At 60.2% G+C, this 18,056-nt stretch carries 17 protein-coding genes; 8 read left to right on the forward strand and 9 right to left on the reverse strand.

The features are described from left to right. Positions 1-74: 74 nt before the first annotated feature. Positions 75-1,004 carry an AraC family transcriptional regulator gene (locus VY732_RS23365; protein WP_077574324.1) on the forward strand — a complete coding sequence of 310 codons (930 nt, stop codon included), beginning with the start codon at positions 75-77 and terminating at the stop codon, positions 1,002-1,004. A gap of 309 nt (positions 1,005-1,313) precedes the next feature. Here the strand turns inward: VY732_RS23365 and VY732_RS23370 are convergent, their stop codons facing one another. Together VY732_RS23370 and VY732_RS23375 are read right to left on the reverse strand one after the other, a co-directional pair. After that, complete coding sequence (locus VY732_RS23370; RefSeq protein WP_331695890.1) at positions 1,314-2,762, reverse strand: aldehyde dehydrogenase family protein; 1,449 nt, start codon at positions 2,760-2,762, stop codon at positions 1,314-1,316. Continuing rightward, positions 2,762-4,399, reverse strand: coding sequence for a 5-guanidino-2-oxopentanoate decarboxylase (locus tag VY732_RS23375; protein WP_331691876.1), 1,638 nt, complete (start codon positions 4,397-4,399; stop codon positions 2,762-2,764). Before VY732_RS23375 ends, VY732_RS23370 begins: the two co-directional genes overlap by 1 nt. A 229-nt stretch (positions 4,400-4,628) precedes the next feature. On the opposite strand from VY732_RS23375, the gene VY732_RS23380 reads away from it, so the two are divergent. Next, positions 4,629-5,510 (forward strand): LysR substrate-binding domain-containing protein, encoded by an 882-nt coding sequence (locus VY732_RS23380; RefSeq protein WP_123593705.1) that lies wholly within the window; start codon positions 4,629-4,631, stop codon positions 5,508-5,510. A 197-nt stretch (positions 5,511-5,707) separates the two neighbouring features. On the opposite strand, the gene VY732_RS23385 is transcribed toward VY732_RS23380, so the two are convergent. Together VY732_RS23385 and VY732_RS23390 are read right to left on the reverse strand one after the other, a co-directional pair. Next, positions 5,708-6,322 carry an NAD(P)-dependent oxidoreductase gene (locus VY732_RS23385; protein ID WP_137219150.1) on the reverse strand — a complete coding sequence of 205 codons (615 nt, stop codon included), beginning with the start codon at positions 6,320-6,322 and terminating at the stop codon, positions 5,708-5,710. A 46-nt stretch (positions 6,323-6,368) separates the two neighbouring features. Beyond that, entirely contained in the window at positions 6,369-7,247 is an 879-nt protein-coding gene (locus VY732_RS23390; RefSeq protein ID WP_331691877.1) for an MBL fold metallo-hydrolase, read from the reverse strand. A gap of 114 nt (positions 7,248-7,361) precedes the next feature. Here VY732_RS23390 and VY732_RS23395 point away from each other — a divergent pair, with 114 nt between their 5' ends. Both VY732_RS23395 and VY732_RS23400 read left to right on the forward strand, forming a co-directional pair. Beyond that, positions 7,362-8,267 (forward strand): LysR family transcriptional regulator, encoded by a 906-nt coding sequence (locus VY732_RS23395; protein ID WP_331691878.1) that lies wholly within the window; start codon positions 7,362-7,364, stop codon positions 8,265-8,267. A gap of 221 nt (positions 8,268-8,488) precedes the next feature. Beyond that, on the forward strand, positions 8,489-8,665 hold the full coding sequence (locus VY732_RS23400; protein WP_176091768.1) for a hypothetical protein: 177 nt from the start codon (positions 8,489-8,491) through the stop codon (positions 8,663-8,665). Positions 8,666-8,784: 119 nt separating this feature from the next. Here the strand turns inward: VY732_RS23400 and VY732_RS23405 are convergent, their stop codons facing one another. Continuing rightward, complete coding sequence (locus tag VY732_RS23405; protein WP_123593710.1) at positions 8,785-9,669, reverse strand: helix-turn-helix domain-containing protein; 885 nt, start codon at positions 9,667-9,669, stop codon at positions 8,785-8,787. A gap of 177 nt (positions 9,670-9,846) precedes the next feature. On the opposite strand from VY732_RS23405, the gene pobA reads away from it, so the two are divergent. Both pobA and VY732_RS23415 read left to right on the forward strand, forming a co-directional pair. Continuing rightward, a complete protein-coding gene (pobA, locus tag VY732_RS23410) occupies positions 9,847-11,040 on the forward strand; it encodes a 4-hydroxybenzoate 3-monooxygenase (RefSeq protein WP_331691879.1) in 1,194 nt (397 codons plus the stop codon). Positions 11,041-11,119: 79 nt separating this feature from the next. Beyond that, positions 11,120-12,637: an MDR family MFS transporter gene (locus VY732_RS23415; protein WP_331691880.1), complete on the forward strand. Its 1,518-nt coding sequence runs from the start codon at positions 11,120-11,122 to the stop codon at positions 12,635-12,637. Between the two features lie 124 nt (positions 12,638-12,761). Here VY732_RS23415 and VY732_RS23420 read toward each other — a convergent pair whose 3' ends face one another. From VY732_RS23420 to VY732_RS23435, 4 genes are all read right to left on the reverse strand, one after another. After that, the gene (locus VY732_RS23420) at positions 12,762-13,610 is read right to left on the reverse strand and encodes a cache domain-containing protein (protein ID WP_331691881.1); all 849 of its coding nucleotides are present in this window, start codon (positions 13,608-13,610) and stop codon (positions 12,762-12,764) included. Positions 13,611-13,723: 113 nt separating this feature from the next. Further along, entirely contained in the window at positions 13,724-14,578 is an 855-nt protein-coding gene (locus tag VY732_RS23425) for an ATPase (protein ID WP_116030021.1), read from the reverse strand. Positions 14,579-14,694: 116 nt separating this feature from the next. After that, entirely contained in the window at positions 14,695-15,687 is a 993-nt protein-coding gene (locus VY732_RS23430) for an NAD-dependent epimerase/dehydratase family protein (protein ID WP_123593714.1), read from the reverse strand. Positions 15,688-15,784: 97 nt separating this feature from the next. Further along, positions 15,785-16,684: a LysR family transcriptional regulator ArgP gene (locus VY732_RS23435; RefSeq protein ID WP_123593715.1), complete on the reverse strand. Its 900-nt coding sequence runs from the start codon at positions 16,682-16,684 to the stop codon at positions 15,785-15,787. A gap of 96 nt (positions 16,685-16,780) precedes the next feature. Here VY732_RS23435 and VY732_RS23440 point away from each other — a divergent pair, with 96 nt between their 5' ends. Further along, positions 16,781-17,182: an ACT domain-containing protein gene (locus VY732_RS23440; protein WP_123593716.1), complete on the forward strand. Its 402-nt coding sequence runs from the start codon at positions 16,781-16,783 to the stop codon at positions 17,180-17,182. 5 nt (positions 17,183-17,187) lie between these two features. Further along, a complete protein-coding gene (locus VY732_RS23445; protein ID WP_116030025.1) occupies positions 17,188-17,790 on the forward strand; it encodes a LysE/ArgO family amino acid transporter in 603 nt (200 codons plus the stop codon). The last annotated feature ends 266 nt before the right edge of the window (positions 17,791-18,056 follow it).

An 18,056-nucleotide genomic window follows, 5' to 3' on the forward strand; every position in this document is an offset into this window, starting at 1 on the left:
GATGTGTCTACCGCTGGCGCTTGCACAAACATATGCTCTGCTCCATTCCACCTCTCCTGCCGAGGATGCCGTGCATGACGTCATTCGATCGTTTTCAAGCCGAACCCAGCGCTGACATGGAAAAACAGCGCGCGGAGCTGGCGGCGATCATCCGCCGCAACACCACCGACGATGGCAGCTACGAGACCGCCATCGGCTCGCTGTTCATGTCGCGCCACACCCAGTCCCACGACTTCGCCCCGGTGCTCGCGCAACCGGCGCTGTGCATCATGGCGCAGGGACGCAAAGAGGTGCGGCTGGCCGACGAGTACTTCAATTACGACCCGCTGAATTATCTGGTGGTGTCGGTTTCGATGCCGCTGAGCGGGCGCGTGGTCAACGTATCGCCGGAGGATCCGATCCTCGCCGTGCGCCTGGACATCGACCCGACCGAAATCACCGCACTGATCGCCGACGCAGGTCCCATGGGTGTACCGACCCGGCCGACCGGGCGCGGTTTGTATGTCGAGAAGATCGACAGTTCGATGCTCGATGCGGTGTTGCGTCTAGCGCGTCTGCTCGATGCGCCGAAAGACATCGCCATGCTCGCGCCGCTGATTCGCCGGGAGATTCTTTATCGCCTGCTGCGCAGTCCGCAGGGTCATCGCTTGTATGAAATCGCGATTGCCAACAGTCAGAGCCATCGCATCAGCCAGGCGATCAAATGGTTGAACGGCAACTTTGAACAGCCATTGCGCATTGATGATCTGGCCAAGGAAGTGAATCTGAGTGTGTCGACGTTGCATCACCGGTTTAAGGCGATGACGGCGATGAGTCCGTTGCAATATCAGAAGCAGTTGCGCTTGCAGGAAGCGCGGCGGTTGATGTTGGCGGAGGGGCTGGAGGCTTCGGCGGCGGGGTATCGGGTGGGGTATGAGAGTCCGTCGCAGTTCAGCCGCGAGTACAGCCGTTTGTTTGGTGCGCCGCCGTTGCGGGATTTGGCGCGGTTGCGGCTTTCGGTGTGACCGCTAGAAGCCCCTCACCCTAACCCTCTCCCAGAGGGAGAGGGGACTGATTGGGGGATATTGAAGAGATTCACCGACTTGAACGATTGGCTTTGAATCCATAATCAACTCGATTTTTCAGATCGATGGACAGCGCCAGACACCTCGGTCGGCTCCCTCTCCCTTCGGAAGAGGGCTGGGGTGAGGGTCGGCTTTCCAAGTGCTTTGACGAATCCATAATCGACCGGATTTTTCAGGTCGATGGACAGCGCCAGACACCTCGGTCGGCTCCCTCTCCCTCCGGGAGAGGGCTGGGGTGAGGGTCGGCTTTTACCCCGCCCGGATCACATGCTTGATCTCCTGAAACGCCGCCAACCCCCAAGGCCCTAACTCACGACCAATACTGCTCTGCTTGTACCCGCCCCACGCCGCCTGCGGGAAAATCACTTGCGGCGCATTGATCCACACCATCCCCGCCTGCAAGGCATTGGCCACGCGATCCGCCGCAGCAGCATCGCTCGTCACCACACTGGCTACCAAACCAAACGGCGTGTCATTGGCCAAGGCAATCGCCAGCGCTTCAGTGGTGAAACTGCGCACGCACAGCACCGGCCCGAAAATCTCTTCACACCACAGCGCGCTGTCCAGCGGCACGTCGGTGAACACGGTCGGCTGCAAGAAATAGCCGCGCGGCTGATCCGCCGGGCGATTGCCGCCGCAGATCAATCGCGCACCCGCGCTGAGCCCACGGTCGATGTGCCCAAGCACTCGCTGGTACTGCGCCTGATTGACCAGCGCGCCCATTTCCACGTCTGGGTCAAACGGATCGGCAACCCGAATCGCTTGTGCACGCTTGTGCAAACGGCGGAGGAATTCCTCTTCCAGCTCCTCAGCCACCAGCACACGACTGGTGGCCGAACACATCTGCCCGGCGTTGAAAAATGCGCCGCCACAGGCCAGCTCAACCGCCAGATCGAGATCTGCATCCGCCAACACCAGCAGCGAAGATTTACCGCCCAACTCCAGGCTGACACCCTTCACCGTTTCCGCCGCACGCTGCATCACTTGCACGCCGACTGCGTTGCTGCCGGTAAAGGAGATTTTGGCGATACGCGGATCCGCCGCCAATGGTGCACCGACCGCCAGCCCTGTACCGCAGACAAGATTGAACACGCCGTTCGGCAGACCCGACTCCGCGATGATCGCCGCCAGTTCCAGCTCCGGCAGCGGCGTTACCTCTGAAGGTTTCAGCACCACGCAACAACCCGCCGCCAACGCTGGTGCGAGTTTCCACGCCGTAGTGACCATGGGGAAATTCCACGGCACGATCAGCCCGACCACACCGCACGGCTCGCGGCGCAGGCGTGCGCTGAAATCATCGCTGGGCAGCGGCACGTTGCTGTCTTGTCTGGCGTCGAGGCCTTCGGCGAGTTCGGCGTAGTACTCGAACGTGGCGATCACATCGTCGACGTCGATGGCCGCTTCGAACTGCGGTTTGCCGTTGTTGCTCGACTGCAGTTTCATCAAGTGCTCGCGACCGTTGCGCACGCCATTGGCGATGTTGCGCAGGATTGCGCCGCGCTCGGCACCGTTGGTTTGCGACCAGTCCTTGAACGCTGCTGTGGCCGCGGCGACGGCTTGATCGACCGCGTGCTCGTCACCGCCATTGACCGTGGTCAGCAGCGCTTCGGTGGCCGGGTTGATCACCCGCAGGTGTTCGCGGCCGGCCGACCATTGGCCGTTGATGTAGAGGCCGTAGAGTGTGGTCGGGAAACTGATCATTGCGCCACCGCCTGCATCCACTGGGTCTGGTCGATTTCAATCAGGGTCGGGCCCTGACGATCGCTTGCGCTACGCAACGCGGTGCGCAGTTGTTCGATGCTGCTGATCGCTTCAGCCGCGCAGCCGAGGCCCTTGGCCACAGCGACAAAATCCGGGGTGTAGATGTCGACGCCGACCGGCTCGATGGCGCGGTTGACCATGTATTTCTTGATCTCTTCGTAGCCCTGGTTATTCCACAGCAGGACGATTACCGGGGTGCGTGCCTCGACGGCGCTGGCCAGTTCCGGCAGGGTGAATTGCAGACCGCCGTCGCCGATCAGGCACACCACCGCAGGGCGCGCACCTTGGTCGGTTTGACCGCCGAGCCAGGCACCAATCGCTGCCGGCAAGGCGTAACCGAGGGTGCCGTAGCCGGTCGAGGCATTGAACCAGCGGCGCGGATGATCCGGGTTGAACGTCAGGTTGCCGGTGTACACCGGTTGCGTCGAGTCGCCGACGAATACGGCGTTGGGCAACTCATCAAGTACGGTGTCGAGGAAACGGGTTTGCGCGAGGGTCGGTGCATCCCAGCTTGCCGCCAGTTCAGCGCGCAGTTTGCCGGCGCGGGCTTGCCCCCAATCGCTGCTGCGCTCGCCGAGTTTTTCCGGCGACAGCGCATCCAGCAAGGCCTGCGCGGCGTTGCGCGCATCGGCCACCAGTGCCAGGTGCGGCGGGTAGTTACGCACGGTCTGATCGGCGTCGATATCGATGCGCAACAGTTTGCCGGGAATCTCGAAACCGCCAGCGAAAGTGACGTCGTAATCGGTCTCGGCCAGTTCAGTGCCGATGGCCAACACCACATCGGCATCGGCGACCAGCGCGCGGGTGGCAACCAGCGTCTGGGTCGAGCCGATCAGCAGCGGATGGTTGCCCGACAGCATGCCTTTGGCATTGATCGTCAGCGCCACCGGAGCGTCGAGCAACTCGGCAAGTCTGGTCAGCTCTGGCGCTGCGTCGATGGCACCGCCGCCAGCCAGAATCAGCGGACGTCTGGCTTCAGCCAGCAGCTCGCTCATGCGTTTGACGGCCGCTGGCGCAGCGCCGGCGCGGTCGATATTGACCGGTACGCTGGCGAGCAATTCATCGGCGTTTTCGACCAGCACGTCCAACGGAATTTCGATGTGTACCGGACGTGGGCGACCGGCCTGAAACAAGGCAAAAGCACGTGCCAGCACTACCGGCAATTCAGCGGCGGACATCAAGGTATGCGAGAACGCCGCAACACCTGCGACCAGTGCGCTCTGATTCGGCAACTCATGCAGCTTGCCGCGCCCACCGCCCAACTGGTTGCGGCTCTGCACGCTGGAGATCACCAGCATCGGGATCGAGTCGGCGTAAGCCTGGCCCATCGCCGTGGTGATGTTGGTCATGCCCGGCCCGGTAATGATGAAGCACACACCCGGTTTGCCGCTGGTGCGCGCATAACCGTCGGCCATGAAACCGGCGCCCTGCTCATGCCGTGGGGTGACGTGGTTGATGCTCGAACGGGCCAGCCCGCGATACAACTCCACGGTGTGCACGCCGGGAATGCCGAATACCTGCTCGACCCCATAATCCTCAAGTAACTTGACCAGTACTTCGCCACACGTCGCCATGTCGATTGCCCTTCTTGTTCGCTGAAGACACAGAGCCTTTCTGTAGGAGTGAGCCTGCTCGCGATGGCGTCTGGACATTCAACATTGCGGTGACTGACTCACCGCTATCGCGAGCAGGCTCACTCCTACAAAGAGCCCTTCATGGCTTCATTGGAACGGTCGGCAGGTAGCGGCAACAATCGATTAAAAGTCATACTAGCCATGTCCTCACGTCATACCTTGGATCCCCATGAAACGCCTGCCTCCCCTCCCCGCTCTGCATACGTTTCTGATCACCGCGCAGTGCTGCAACTTCACCCGCGCCGCCGAGCAGTTGCACATCACCCAGGGCGCAGTGAGCCGGCAGATCGCCGGGCTGGAGGCGCATCTCGGTTATCCGCTGTTCATCCGCCTGGCCCGTGGCCTGGCGCTGACCGCCGAAGGACGTGAATGGCTACCCCGTGTGGAAAAAGTCTTCGGCCTGATCAGCGAAGCCACCGAGCAAATCGGCCTGCAGCGCGAAACCCTGCAACTCAAAGCACCGAGCTGCGTGATGCGCTGGCTGCTGCCGCGCTTGCTGCAATGGCAGAAAGAACGCCCGGACGTGCCGGTAAAACTCACCGCCTCGCTGCAACACGGCGTGGACTTTCAGCGCGAGCAATTTGATGCCGCGGTGATCTACGGCCCGCCGCCAGACAATTCGCCGGGCGCGCTGCACCTGTTCGACGAGCAACTGACGCCGGTGTGTTCGCCGCTGTTGCTCAAGGGCTCACCGGCTCTGTATACGCCGGCGGATCTACAACAGCATCTGTTGCTGCACCCCACTCACGATATTCAGGATTGGTCGGTGTGGTTGAACGCGGCTGAGCTGCGGCTGAACAACATCGGCAGCGGCCAGCATTTCGAAACGCTGGATCAGGCGATGTCGATGGCGTCGCACGGGACGGGGGTGGCGATCGGCGATTGGTCGTTGATTGGTGATGACCTGCGTGCGGGGCGGCTGGTGATGCCGTTTGATTTGAAGGTGAAGACGGGGCTGGCGTATTACGTGGTGGTGCCTGCGGGAACCGAGCCTTCGCCGCAGTTGGAAGAATTGATGATCTGGTTGGTTGAGCAGGCGCATTTGCGGTGAGGCTTTTTTCCCTCACCCTAACCCTCTCCCAGAGGGAGAGGGGACTGACCGGGGGATATTGAAGAGGTTCAGCGACCTGAACGATTGGCTTTGAATCCATAATCGACTGGATTTTTCAGGTCGATGTACAGCGCCAGACACCTCGGTCGGCTCCCTCTCCCTCCGGGAGAGGGCTGGGGTGAGGGTAAAGCTGTATATCAATACCCGACAGTAAACCGCTGACGCGAATGCTTCGGCGTTTCCACTTCGTCGATCAACGCAATCGCGTAATCGGCAAAGGTAATCCAGCTACGCCCTTCGGCACTCACCAGCAAATGATCCTGGCCGACACGGAAACTCCCCGTGCGCTCCCCTTCAACAAACTCTGCCGACGGCGACAGAAAGGTCCAGTCCAGTTCTTTCTCTTGCCGCAACGCCTCAAGAAACGCCGCACCAGCACTGGCTTCAGCTTTGTACTCCGCCGGGAAACCCGCACTGTCGATCACTCGCGTATCGTCCGGCAGCAACAGCGAACCGGCACCGCCGACCACCAGCAAACGCTGCACACCGGCGTGCTTCACTGGCCCAACAATAGCGCTCGCAGGAACAGTAGCGAAGTGCGCAGCGGTGATCACCACATCGTGACCGGCTACCGCGTCTTGCAGCGCTGCGCCATCCAGCACATCGATATTCTTGCTGACCACACCGGCACGCGCGCCGATCTTCGAGGTGTCGCGGGCGATAGCAGTAACGCTATGGCCACGACGCAGGGCTTCTTCCAGCAGTTGGCTACCGGCGCGGCCGGTGGCACCAATGATTGCGATCTTGCTCATGACATTCTCCAGTTGGCTTGAGAGTGCTGCGTTTTTCAGAATCGGCTTACCACTGCATTTCGCCCTTGGCGACTTTCGCGCTCAGCTCCAGCGAGCTTTCTTCGCCCAGTTTTGGGTAACGCTTTTTCATCGCGGCGATCAGTGCGGTGGAGTCTTTGGCCTTGGCGGTTTCCACGTCAAAAGCCTTAATGTAGTCGGCGGTGAATTTCACGCTGGCCAGCGAACGCCTGCTGTCACCCAAGTAGTGACCCGGCACCACGGTGTTCGGTTTCAGGGTTTCGATCGAGTGCAACGTTTCCAGCCAGTCGGCGTGGGATTGCGCGGTCTGGGTATCGGCCATCCATACGTGGATGTTTTCGGCGACAACCACACCACCGACCACGGCTTTGAGCGACGGGATCCACACAAAACTGCGATCCGGTTGTTTGCCGTCGAGGCCGATGACCTGCAATTTCTGCCCTTCGAGCATCAGGCTGTCGCCCTTGAGCACGCCCGGTACGATGGTTTTCGCCGGAACGTCGGCGCCCATTTTCGGCCCCCAGAAAGCCAGTTTGCCGGCGACGGTTTTGTTGATGTGATCAACGGTCGGTTGCGAAGCCAGCACCTTGGCGTCAGGGAAGGCCTGGGTCAGGGTATCGAGGCCGAAGTAGTAATCCGGGTCACCATGGCTGATGTAGATAGTGGTCAGGTGTTTGCCGCTGGCGCGGATCTTTTCCACGACGTGTTCAGCCTGGGACTTGCCGAATTGCGCATCGACGAGGATTGCGTCTTTCTCGCCGCTGACCAGCACCGAGGTCACCGGGAAAATCGCGTTTGTCCCCGGGTTGTAGACGTCGAGGTTCAGGTTGGCTGCCGCTGCATGCGCGGCAAAACCCAGGGATGCGGTGGCGAGCAGAACGCGTTTGAGTGTGGTGAAACCGATCATCTGTTGCTCCGGTGTCCGAATGCCGTGTTTGGCGATGGAACAGAGCTTAGTTGCCTGACTCAGTACAAAAAATGCGATGCTTGAACATAGTTTGTTTCTGAAAGCGGGCAAATCATGGATCGTCTCCAAGCAATGCGGGTGTTTGTCACCGTGGTGGATCTGGGCAGTCAGTCGGCAGCGGCCGATCATCTGGACCTTTCGCGGCCGGTGGTTTCACGTTATCTGGCGGAGCTGGAAGACTGGGTCGGCGCGCGGCTGATGCACCGCACCACGCGCAAGTTGAGCCTGACCGCCGCCGGCAGTGAAATTCTGCCGCGTTGCCGACAGATGATCGAACTGTCGACGGACATGCAGGCCGCCGTCAGCGAACCCCACGACGCCCCGCGCGGGTTGCTGCGGATCAGCGTCAGCACCTCGTTCGGCCAGGCGCAACTGGCCGATGCAATGGCCGCCTACGTCAAACGTTATCCCGGTGTCAGCATCGACCTGCAAATGCTCGATCGCACGGTGAATCTGGTGGATGAGCGCATCGATCTGGCAATTCGCACCAGTAACGATCTCGACCCCAACCTGATCGCCCGACGCCTGACCGTTTGTCGTTCGGTAGTCTGCGCCGCACCGGCTTATCTACAGGAGCAAGCGGCGCCGTTGCGGGTCGAGGAACTGAGCCGACACAACTGCCTGACGCACTCCTATTTCGGCAAGAGCCTGTGGCATTTCGAGGAGGATGGCGAACCGGTTTCGGTGCCGGTGCAGGGCAATATCAGCGCCAACGAGGCCAGCACGTTATTGCGCGCGACATTGGCCGGCGCCGGAGTGGCGATGCTGCCGACCTATCAGGCCGGGGTGCATATTCACAGCGGTGAACTGGTCAGACTGCTGCCACATGCCGAACCGCGGCAGATGAGCATCTACGCGGTGTACGCCTCGCGCAAACACATGCCGGCGGCGCTGCGCAGCATGCTGGATTTTCTGGTGCTCAGGTTCCCCGAAAAACCCGAATGGGATACCGGCCTGTAAACCCAATCCACTGTGGGAGCGAGCTTGCTCGCGAAGAGGGAATTTCATTCGAAATCTGCATTGGCTGACACGCCCTCTTCGCGAGCAAGCTCGCTCCCACAAAGGGTTCATCAGCGTGCTGAATGCCGTGGTAAATCCTCAAGCACACTCACTGGCAACTCCCCGCCGCTGACCTATGCTGAAAGTAATACCGCAGGGTATGTCGTTCAGAGGTCAACGCCATGAACATCAAAACAAGAAGGTACTTCGCGATTTTCATCACCTGCGCCGCCACGCTGGCGCTGTACGGCACCGCAGCCTGGCGGGTCGAACAGCAGCGACAGCTGCCGCGCGAGTATGCGAGCTGCAACTTTGAGCGGTGCATTCCGCACAATGCCACGCTGAACGCATTGCGCTGATATTCAACTGTAGGAGTGAGCCTGCTCGCGATAGCGGTGTGTCAGTCAAACTTTATCTGTATGACACACCGCTATCGCGAGCAGGCTCACTCCTACAGGGGTTTTGTGGTGTCTGTGAGTTATTGCTCGGCCTTGAGGCTGTCGCGGAAAGCCTTTGGCGATATCCCCACCCGGCGCCGGAACAGGCGCGTGAAGTTGGTTGGGTCGGAAAACCCCAACAACTCCGACATCTCGTAAATCGTCATGCTGGTGTAAGTCAGCAAGCGCTTGGCTTCCAGCAACTGACGTTCATGCATGATCTGCAACGCCGGTTGTCCCGCCAGCTCACGGCAGGTGCCGTTGAGGTGCGACACCGAAATCCCCAGTCGGTGGGCCAGGTCTTCGACTTTCACGTGCTGGCGATAAGTCTCCTCGACCAACTGGATAAAGCCATTGAGGTATTCGCGCTGACGCTGCGGACGCTGACTGGCTTTATGGCGCACGATCGCCTGCCGGCTGACCCAGACCATGATCACGCTGACCAGCGAATGCATGAGCATTTCCCGCGCCGGCTGGTGGCCGTTGTATTCGGCCTGCAACGCCGAAAACAGACTGTTGAGGTAATCGCCGTCGTTACCTGCCGGGTAGTGTTCTGCGCTGGCCAGCGCATGTACCGAATCGCCCAGTTGCGCCTGCAAGTGGTTGATCAGCGGTGTGGCGAGGGTAACGATGAACCCTTCGACGTCTTCGGAAAAACGAAAGCCGTGCACCGAAAGCGGTGGCAGCACTTGGATGGCCGGGGTGTCGAGTTGCGTGCGTTGCCCTTCGATCTCAAGCTCTGCCTGACCTTTGAAGACGAAGAGTAACTGGCACAAATCAGCATGGCGGTGGGGTTTGATTTCCCACTCGTGTTCGCGACTGCGGGAGGAAATGGTTTCACAGTGCAGCAAGTCAGGGGTCGGCCAGTCCAGGCTTTCACCGTAGAGCTTGAACACTGGAATCGAAGGCAGCTCAGGCTTGTTCATCACTTCAATCCAGGCCTCGGGGTTGTGGGCGATAATCGCACCGATTGGCAGAATGTACAGGTATCGGCTCAGTTTTCACCTTCAATTGACAGACCCGCAAGGGAAAAATGCAAGCACTCGATCCATAAAAATCATTCACCGGTCTTGGCCGTGTGAAGCTTGCGAGTCATAAAAACAATGAAAACGCTGAAAACCCAAGTCGCCATTATCGGCGCCGGTCCGTCCGGATTGCTCCTCGGCCAGTTGTTGCACAACGCCGGCATCGACACCCTCATCCTCGAACGTCAGACACCCGATTATGTCCTCGGGCGCATCCGCGCCGGTGTGCTCGAACAGGGCATGGTAGAGCTGTTGCGTCAGGCTGGTGTGAGTCAGCGCATGGACGCCGAAGGACTGGTGCATGGCGGCTTCGATCTGGCCCTGGACGGGCGTCAGGTGCACATCGATCTGCACGCGCTGACCGGTGGCAATAGCGTGATGATCTACGGCCAGACCGAAGTCACCCGCGACCTGATGGCCGCTCGTCGGGAGGCCGGCGCGCCGACGATTTACCAGGCGAGCAATGTCGTTCCTTACGGCATGAAAAGCGACGAAGCCTTTGTCACTTTCGAAAAGGACGGCGAAACCTTTCGCGTCGATTGCGATTACATCGCCGGTTGCGACGGTTTCCACGGTGTCGCTCGGCAGGCGATTCCGGCCGACAGCCTGAAGGTCTTCGAGCGGGTTTATCCGTTTGGCTGGCTGGGCATTCTCGCCGACACGCCGCCGGTGCATGAGGAGTTGGTCTACGCCCGCCATGAACGCGGCTTTGCCTTGTGCAGCATGCGCTCGGCCACCCGCACGCGTTATTACCTGCAAGTGCCGGCGGATGAGAAGGTCGATGACTGGAGCGATCAACGCTTCTGGGATGAGTTGAAAAATCGCCTGCCGGAGTCGCTTGCCGAGAAACTGGTCACTGGTCCGTCGATTGAAAAAAGCATCGCGCCACTGCGTAGTTTTGTCGTCGAGCCGATGCAATATGGGCGAATGTTTCTGGTCGGCGACGCTGCGCATATCGTCCCGCCCACCGGTGCCAAGGGCTTGAACCTGGCCGCCAGTGACGTCAGCACGTTGTTCAATATTCTGCTGAAGGTTTACCGCGACGGGCGCACCGACTTGCTGGAGAAGTACTCGGAAATCTGCCTGCGCCGAGTGTGGAAGGCCGAGCGGTTTTCCTGGTGGATGACTTCCATGCTGCATCGTTTCGACGATCACGATGACTTCAGCCAGCGCATCAGCGCCTCGGAACTGGACTACTTTGTCAGTTCAGAAGCAGGGCGAAAAACCATTGCAGAAAATTACGTCGGACTTCCTTATGAGGCTATCGAATAGCCTGCTACCGACTTACACTGGCGAGCATCAACCCGCGCGCAATAGCCGCGCGGGTCCATTACTGCCCGCAGGCTCGCCCGTGACCAATCTCAATCACCCCGAAACGCCCAAACCGGCCATTCGCAGCGTGCTGGTCGCGTTGATGATGGCGATCTTTCTCGGCGCGCTGGACCAGACCATCGTTGCTGTATCGATGCCGGCCATTTCCGCTCAGTTCAAAGACGTCAGCCTGCTGGCCTGGGTGATTTCCGGGTACATGGTCGCGATGACGGTGGCCGTGCCGATCTACGGCAAACTCGGCGACCTGTACGGGCGGCGCAAACTGATGCTGTTCGGCATGGGCCTGTTCACCCTCGCCTCGCTGTTTTGCGGCATGGCGCAGAGCATGGAGCAACTGGTGCTGGCGCGGATCCTTCAGGGCATCGGCGCCGGCGGGATGATCTCGGTGAGTCAGGCGATCATCGGCGACATCGTGCCGCCTCGTGAACGCGGACGCTATCAGGGTTACTTCAGCAGCATGTACGCCGTGGCCAGCGTTGCCGGCCCGGTGCTCGGCGGTTACATGACCGAATACCTGTCGTGGCGCTGGGTGTTTCTGATCAACCTGCCGCTGGGCCTCGGTGCCTGGTGGGTGGCGCGACGCAACTTGCGCGGCCTACCGATTCCGCAATGCAAACCGATCATCGACTACCTCGGCACGCTGTTGATGATCATCGGCCTGACCGCCCTGCTATTGGGCATTACTCAGGTCGGCCAAGGTCATTCGTGGCGCAGTGCTGAAGTGCTCGGCTTGTTCGCTTGTGCGGTGGTGGTGCTGGGGGTGTTTGTCTGGCACGAACGCCGGGCGCGCGAGCCGTTGCTGCCGATGCACCTGTTTGCCAACCGCAATGCCCTGCTGTGCTGGTGCACGATTTTCTTCACCAGTTTCCAGGCGATTTCCTTGATTGTGCTGATGCCGCTGCGCTTTCAGACCGTGACCGGGGCCGGTGCTGACAGCGCCGCCCTGCACTTGCTGCCGTTGGCGATGGGACTGCCGATTGGTGCATTTTTCGCCGGCCGCCGCACGTCGATCACCGGGCGTTACAAACCACAGATTTTGAGCGGCGCTCTGCTGATGCCGATCGCGATTCTCGGCATGGCGTTCAGCCCACCTGAGGCGACACTGGTCAGTGGTCTGTTCATGCTGCTCTGCGGTATTTCCAGCGGCATGCAGTTCCCGACTTCGCTGGTCGGCACACAGAATTCGGTGGAACAACGCGACATCGGAGTAGCGACCAGCACTACCAATCTGTTTCGCTCCCTCGGCGGCGCAGTGGGTGTGGCGTTGATGTCGGCGCTGCTGCTGGCGTTGTTGCAGGATTCCAGTTTCGCCCATCTGGCGAGCAGTTCGCTGATGAGCGAGGGGCATTCGGGCAACGTCTTGCTGGATGGTTTGAACGCCGCGCCGGGGAATGCGCAGAACGCCTTGCGTGCGGAATTGCTGGTGACATTCCGGCATTTGTTGTGGGTGAGTGCGGCGGTGTCGTTGCTTGGGTTGGCAGCGGCGATTGCGATGCCGAACAACCTGCTGCGCGGGCGTGAGCATGGCGCCAAATAATTCAAACAACGCAGACCCCTTGTAGGAGTGAGCCTGCTCGCGATGCGGTATGTCAGTCGACATCATCGCTAAATGACACACCGCATCGCGAGCAGGCTCACTCCTACAGGAGAGCGATGTTCATTCAAGGGCTGTAATAACCCACCGCAACGAGGAAATGCCCGGCCTTCTTCAGGTAGGCATGCTTGTCCTCGACCTTGCCGGTCACCGGGTTTTTCCAGCGATATTCGTACTCACCTTCATCCTGCTTGCCGATCAGCGCCAGAATCGGCTCGCCCACCGGTTTGCCTTCGGGATCCTTGACCTTGCCGAAGTCGGTGTTGATCAAGCGCAGGTTGGTGCCGTGGGCGACGTAGCGCTGGGTATTCAGATCAACGACGAACACGTACAAGTCATCCTGCAAATAGCCACCCTTGAGCGAGTTGATCGCCGTCAACGTACCCTTCTCGTCTTTGCCCAAATCAGTCGCCGCTTTGTCGAGCAACGCCTTTGCCTGCTCCGCCGAGGCTCGCGGCAAGTAATAACCGACCGCCAGAATTCGCTGACCGATGCGTTGATAAAACACATGCTTGCGCTCGACCTTGCCGTCGGCCCAGTTCTGCCAACGGTATTCGGCCTGCTGGATGCCATTGCCTTCCGGCACTTTCAACGCGTCTTTGAAGGTCTTCTGCAAATCCGGCCCGAGCACTTCACTGACGTCACGACCGATCAACGCCGACGAAGGCCCACCGCTGGCGAGCATCACGCCTTTGGTGTCGACGACGAACACGTAGCGATCCTTGTCGACAAACTCGCCTTGGCGGCTGAACGCGGCGAACGCCTTGTCGCCGTTGTCGTGGTAGTAGGCCAGGGCTTTTTCCAGCAAGGCAATGGCGGCCTGACTGTCATCCTTGGCCGTGGTGGCGGCGCTGGCCTGGCCGAAGCCGCCCAGCAACATCACGCCGAGCCAGGCCACTTTATGCAAAAACCCCATAGCGCATCCCTCGTTCTTGTTGGTGTTTCAAGAGCGTAGACGGCTTGGGGTGATGTACGAGTATTCAGAATGATGCAGGGGATTACAGAATCCCCTGCACTGATCAACAAAGCTTATGGGCGGGAATTGATCTGCTGCTGCAAGTTCTGAATCTGCGCCTGAAGGGTGTTGATGTTGCGGGTCATCTGGCCACGGAAGGCATCGAACTCAGCAGTATTGCCGCCGCCCTGCGCGGCTGCCGGGCGGTTGTCCTGTTCGCTTTTAAGCACAACGATTTCCTGTTCGAGACGATCGATCGCCGCGCTCGGATTGCCCTGTTTCTTCAACGCCGCGATATCGGCGCCGAGGCTTTTGAACTGCGCATCGAAGGCTTTCAACTGCGTGTCGACCTTGCTGGTGTCGGCCGGTGTGCTTTTCACCGTCGCCAATTCCGCGCTCAAGGCTTTGACCTGCGCTTGCAACTGGGTATTGGCGTTCTGCTGTTCGGTTGTTTGCGCGGTCATCTGCGCCAGGCGTTTGTCCAGATCACTGGCCTGCCCCGCAACGCCTTGCTGCTGTTTGCTCTGATCGAGCAGCTTGCCTTCGAGCTGTTTGATTTGCAGCTTCAGCGCTTCGCTGTCGCTGGTGACGTTGGACTGGCTGGCGACGACCTTGCCGGAAATGTCCTGCAAGCGTCCGGCCGCTTCTTCGCTGATCCGCGCGAAGCTTTCCTGGGTCGCGACCAGTTGCTGCTCCATCAACGAGATCTGCTGGAAACTCCACCAGGCCAGACCGACGAAGGCGAAGAACAGCGCACCGACCAAGGCCCACAATGGCCCGGTGCTCGCGGCCTTGACCTTGACCACCGGCGGCGTGCGCGAGTGTACGGAGGTGCGGGCGGTGGTCGGAATGTCATCGTCGTCGAAGTTGTCGGCACGCAGGCTCGGGACATCATCGAAATCGTCGTGGGCATCATTACGCATGGACATTGAGGCAACCTTTGGGAAACGCGGTGATGGCTAAATGCTGCGAAGTATAACCGCCGCAGCCGCAGGGATTGACCCCCAAGCGGCTACACGGTTCATTGCCGCCCGGCCGAATCGTTTCAACGGATGTCCTGAGCTTTCCACCACGCGCAGAACTCATCCAGCGCCGACCACAGGCTGACTTTCGGATCGTAATCCAGATAATGCCGGGCGCGGCTGATGTCGAGGGTGAAATTTTTTTTCATCACCTGCATGCCCAGGCGCGACAGGGTTGGCTCCGGACGCCCGGGCCAGAGCTTGCACGCCCCTTCGTTGAGCGCCGCGACGCTATAGGCCAGTCCATACGAACGGTACTTGCTGACCTGCGGCACTTCCATCTTGCGCATCACGTAATTGACCACATCCCACAACGGCACCGGCGCGCCGTTGCTGATGTTGTAGGCCTTGCCCAGCGCGGAACCGGCGGCCAGCAAACTGCTGAGCAGCGCTTCGTTGAGGTTCTGCACACTGGTGAAGTCGACTTTGTTCAGGCCATTGCCGATGATCGCGAGGCGGCCCTTGCGCTGCATGTTGAGCAGACGCGGGAAGATGCTCATGTCGCCGGCGCCGGTGACGAAACGCGGGCGCAGGGCGATGGTTTCGAGGCCGAATTCCTGCGCACCGAAAACCTTTTGCTCGGCCAGGTACTTGGTCGCGGCGTAGTGATGCTTGAAGCGCTTGGGCACTTGCTCTTCGGTCAGGTTGAGGTGATCACGGCCATCGAAGTAGATCGACGGCGACGACAGATGCACCAAGCGGCGGACGCGCTGTTTGAGGCAGGCTTCGACGACGTTTTCGGTGACCTGCACGTTGCCCTGATGGAAGTCCTGATAGCGCCCCCACAGTCCGACGGCGCCCGCGCAATGCACCACGGCTTCGACGTCCGAGCACAGTTCGCGGACCAGATCGGGATCGGTCAGATCGCCAGGGACAAACTCGGCACCACGGCGCACCAGATGTTCGACGCTCTCGGCCCGGCGACCGTTGACCCGCACGTCCAGGCCCTGCTCCAAAGCGAAACGCGCAAAGCGTCCGCCAATGAAGCCGCTTGCGCCGGTGACCAGAATTTTCATGCAAAACTCCAACAAAAAAGCAGCTGCGAGCATCAAGCCTCTAGCTGCAAGTTTAAAACGGTGCGCAGCGCTTGACTTGCCGCTTGCAGCTTGACGCTCATGGCTGCTTCCAGGGCACCAGCCATTGCGCCGATGAGCGCACCAATTGCTCGGTCAGCAAGCCCAGCAACTGACCGCCATTGCGCCAATGATGCCAGTACAACGGCACGTCGATCGGTTTATCTGGCAACAGTTCGCGCAATAACCCGCGTTGCAGTTGCTCGCGCACTTGCAGTTCCGGCACCAGTCCCCAGCCGAGCCCGGCCTCGGTCAGGCGGATAAAACCTTCCGAGGATGGGCACAAATGGTGCTCGAATCCGCCATCGACACCCAACGAAGCGAGATAGCGATGCTGGAGAAAATCGTCAGGCCCGAACACCAGCGCAGGTGTTCGCGGCAATTGTTCGGCACGTACGCCGTCGGGGAAATGCCGCTCGATAAACGCCGGGCTGGCCAGCGCGCGATAACGCATTGCACCGAGCAATACGCTGCGCGCGCCGGCCACCGGTCGTTCGCTGGCGCAAAGGCACGCGGCCACTTCACCGGCGCGCATGCGTTTGAGGCCGACGGTCTGGTCTTCGACGACCAGATCGAGCAACAAATGCTGGTCGGCACAGAAGTCGCCAACCGCGTCGGCCCACCAGGTGGCGAGGCTGTCGGCATTCAACGCGATGCGCAAACGCTCTGGCAGGCCCTCTTCATCCAGTGCGGGCACCAGCGTCTGCAAATCGCGCTCAAGCAAACGCACCTGCTGCACATGGTTGAGCAGGCGCCGGCCAATCTCGGTCGGCGATGGCGGCGTGCCGCGTATCAGCACCGGCTGGCCAACCCGCGCTTCGAGCAGTTTGATCCGCTGCGAAATCGCCGATTGCGACAAGCCGAGCACCTGCGCGGCCCGTTCGAAACCGGCCTGCTCGACCACAGCGGCCAGAGCGGACAGCAATTTATAGTCGAACATCAGTTTTCCTAATGAGCGATCAGCAATATTGGTTTTTCTTATACAGGTTTCGACCGGAGAATAGCCAGCAAGCACTCTTTCTCAAGGATCACTTTCATGGCTGGCGAAACTTCACTCACGACTTTGTTGCGCAGCATGAGCCCGCAACTCAACGTCGGCGAATACGTGTTCTGCACCCTGCGCGACGGTCTGCTTCCAAGCGGTCTGGAGATTGTCGGCAGCTTCCGCGAACAGGAAGGTTTGACGGTCATTCTTGAACGTTCCCATGCCGAACAGGCCGGTTTGAGCTTCGACTACGTCGCCGCGTGGATCACCCTCAACGTGCATTCGGCGCTGGAGGCGGTGGGCCTCACCGCCGCGTTTGCCACAGCATTGGGCCAGGCCGGGATCAGTTGCAACGTGATTGCCGGCTATTACCACGACCATTTGTTCGTCGGTCAGGCCGACGCCCAACGCGCCATGCAAGTGCTGCGTGATCTCGCAGCCAACGCGGAGTAATTGTTATGTGGCAAAGCTATGTGAACGGCCTGCTGGTGGCGTTCGGGCTGATCATGGCGATCGGCACGCAGAACGCGTTTGTATTGGCGCAGAGCCTGCGTCGTGAACACCACTTGCCCGTGGCGGCATTGTGTGTGGTCTGCGATGCGCTGCTGGTGGCGGCGGGGGTATTCGGACTGGCGACGGTTCTGGCGCAGAATCCGACGCTGCTCGCCATTGCCCGTTGGGGCGGCGCGACGTTTCTGATCTGGTACGGCAGCCAGGCGCTGCGCCGGGCCTGTTCGAAACAGAGCCTGGGTCAGGGCGAGAACCAGACTGTGCGCTCCCTGCGGGCGGTGATGCTCAGCGCTTTGGCCGTGACGCTGCTCAACCCGCACGTTTATCTGGATACGGTGTTGCTGATCGGCTCTCTCGGCGCGCAGCAATCGGTGCCGGGCGCTTATGTAGTGGGCGCGGCGAGCGCTTCGTTGCTGTGGTTTTTCACGTTGGCATTGGGCGCCGCGTGGTTGGCGCCATGGCTGGCGCGTCCGAGCACTTGGCGGATTCTCGATCTGGTGGTGGCATTGATGATGTTCACGGTTGCCGGGCAATTGATTTTCGCCAGCTGATTTATTCCAAACAGCTAAGGGGATGCCCTCACTAAATGACGGTCGCGCCGCCGCCCCGTAAAGCGCAAGACTAGGCGTGAGGAGCGTGGTTTGGCGGGCCAAATGAGCGACGAACAACGACGGATTGCGCTTTACGGGGCGGCGGCCCTTCGGGTTGGAGCTGTGATCGTGCCAAGCGGCGTTGCGGGACTCGAAGAGGCAAAAAGCATCCTCTTCGTCCCGCGCCTTGCTTGGCACGATCACAGCTCCAACGCGATCCGTCATTT

It is taken from the genome of Pseudomonas sp. ZY71 (assembly GCF_036542145.1).
Taxonomy (GTDB): Bacteria; Pseudomonadota; Gammaproteobacteria; order Pseudomonadales; family Pseudomonadaceae; genus Aquipseudomonas; species Aquipseudomonas koreensis_A.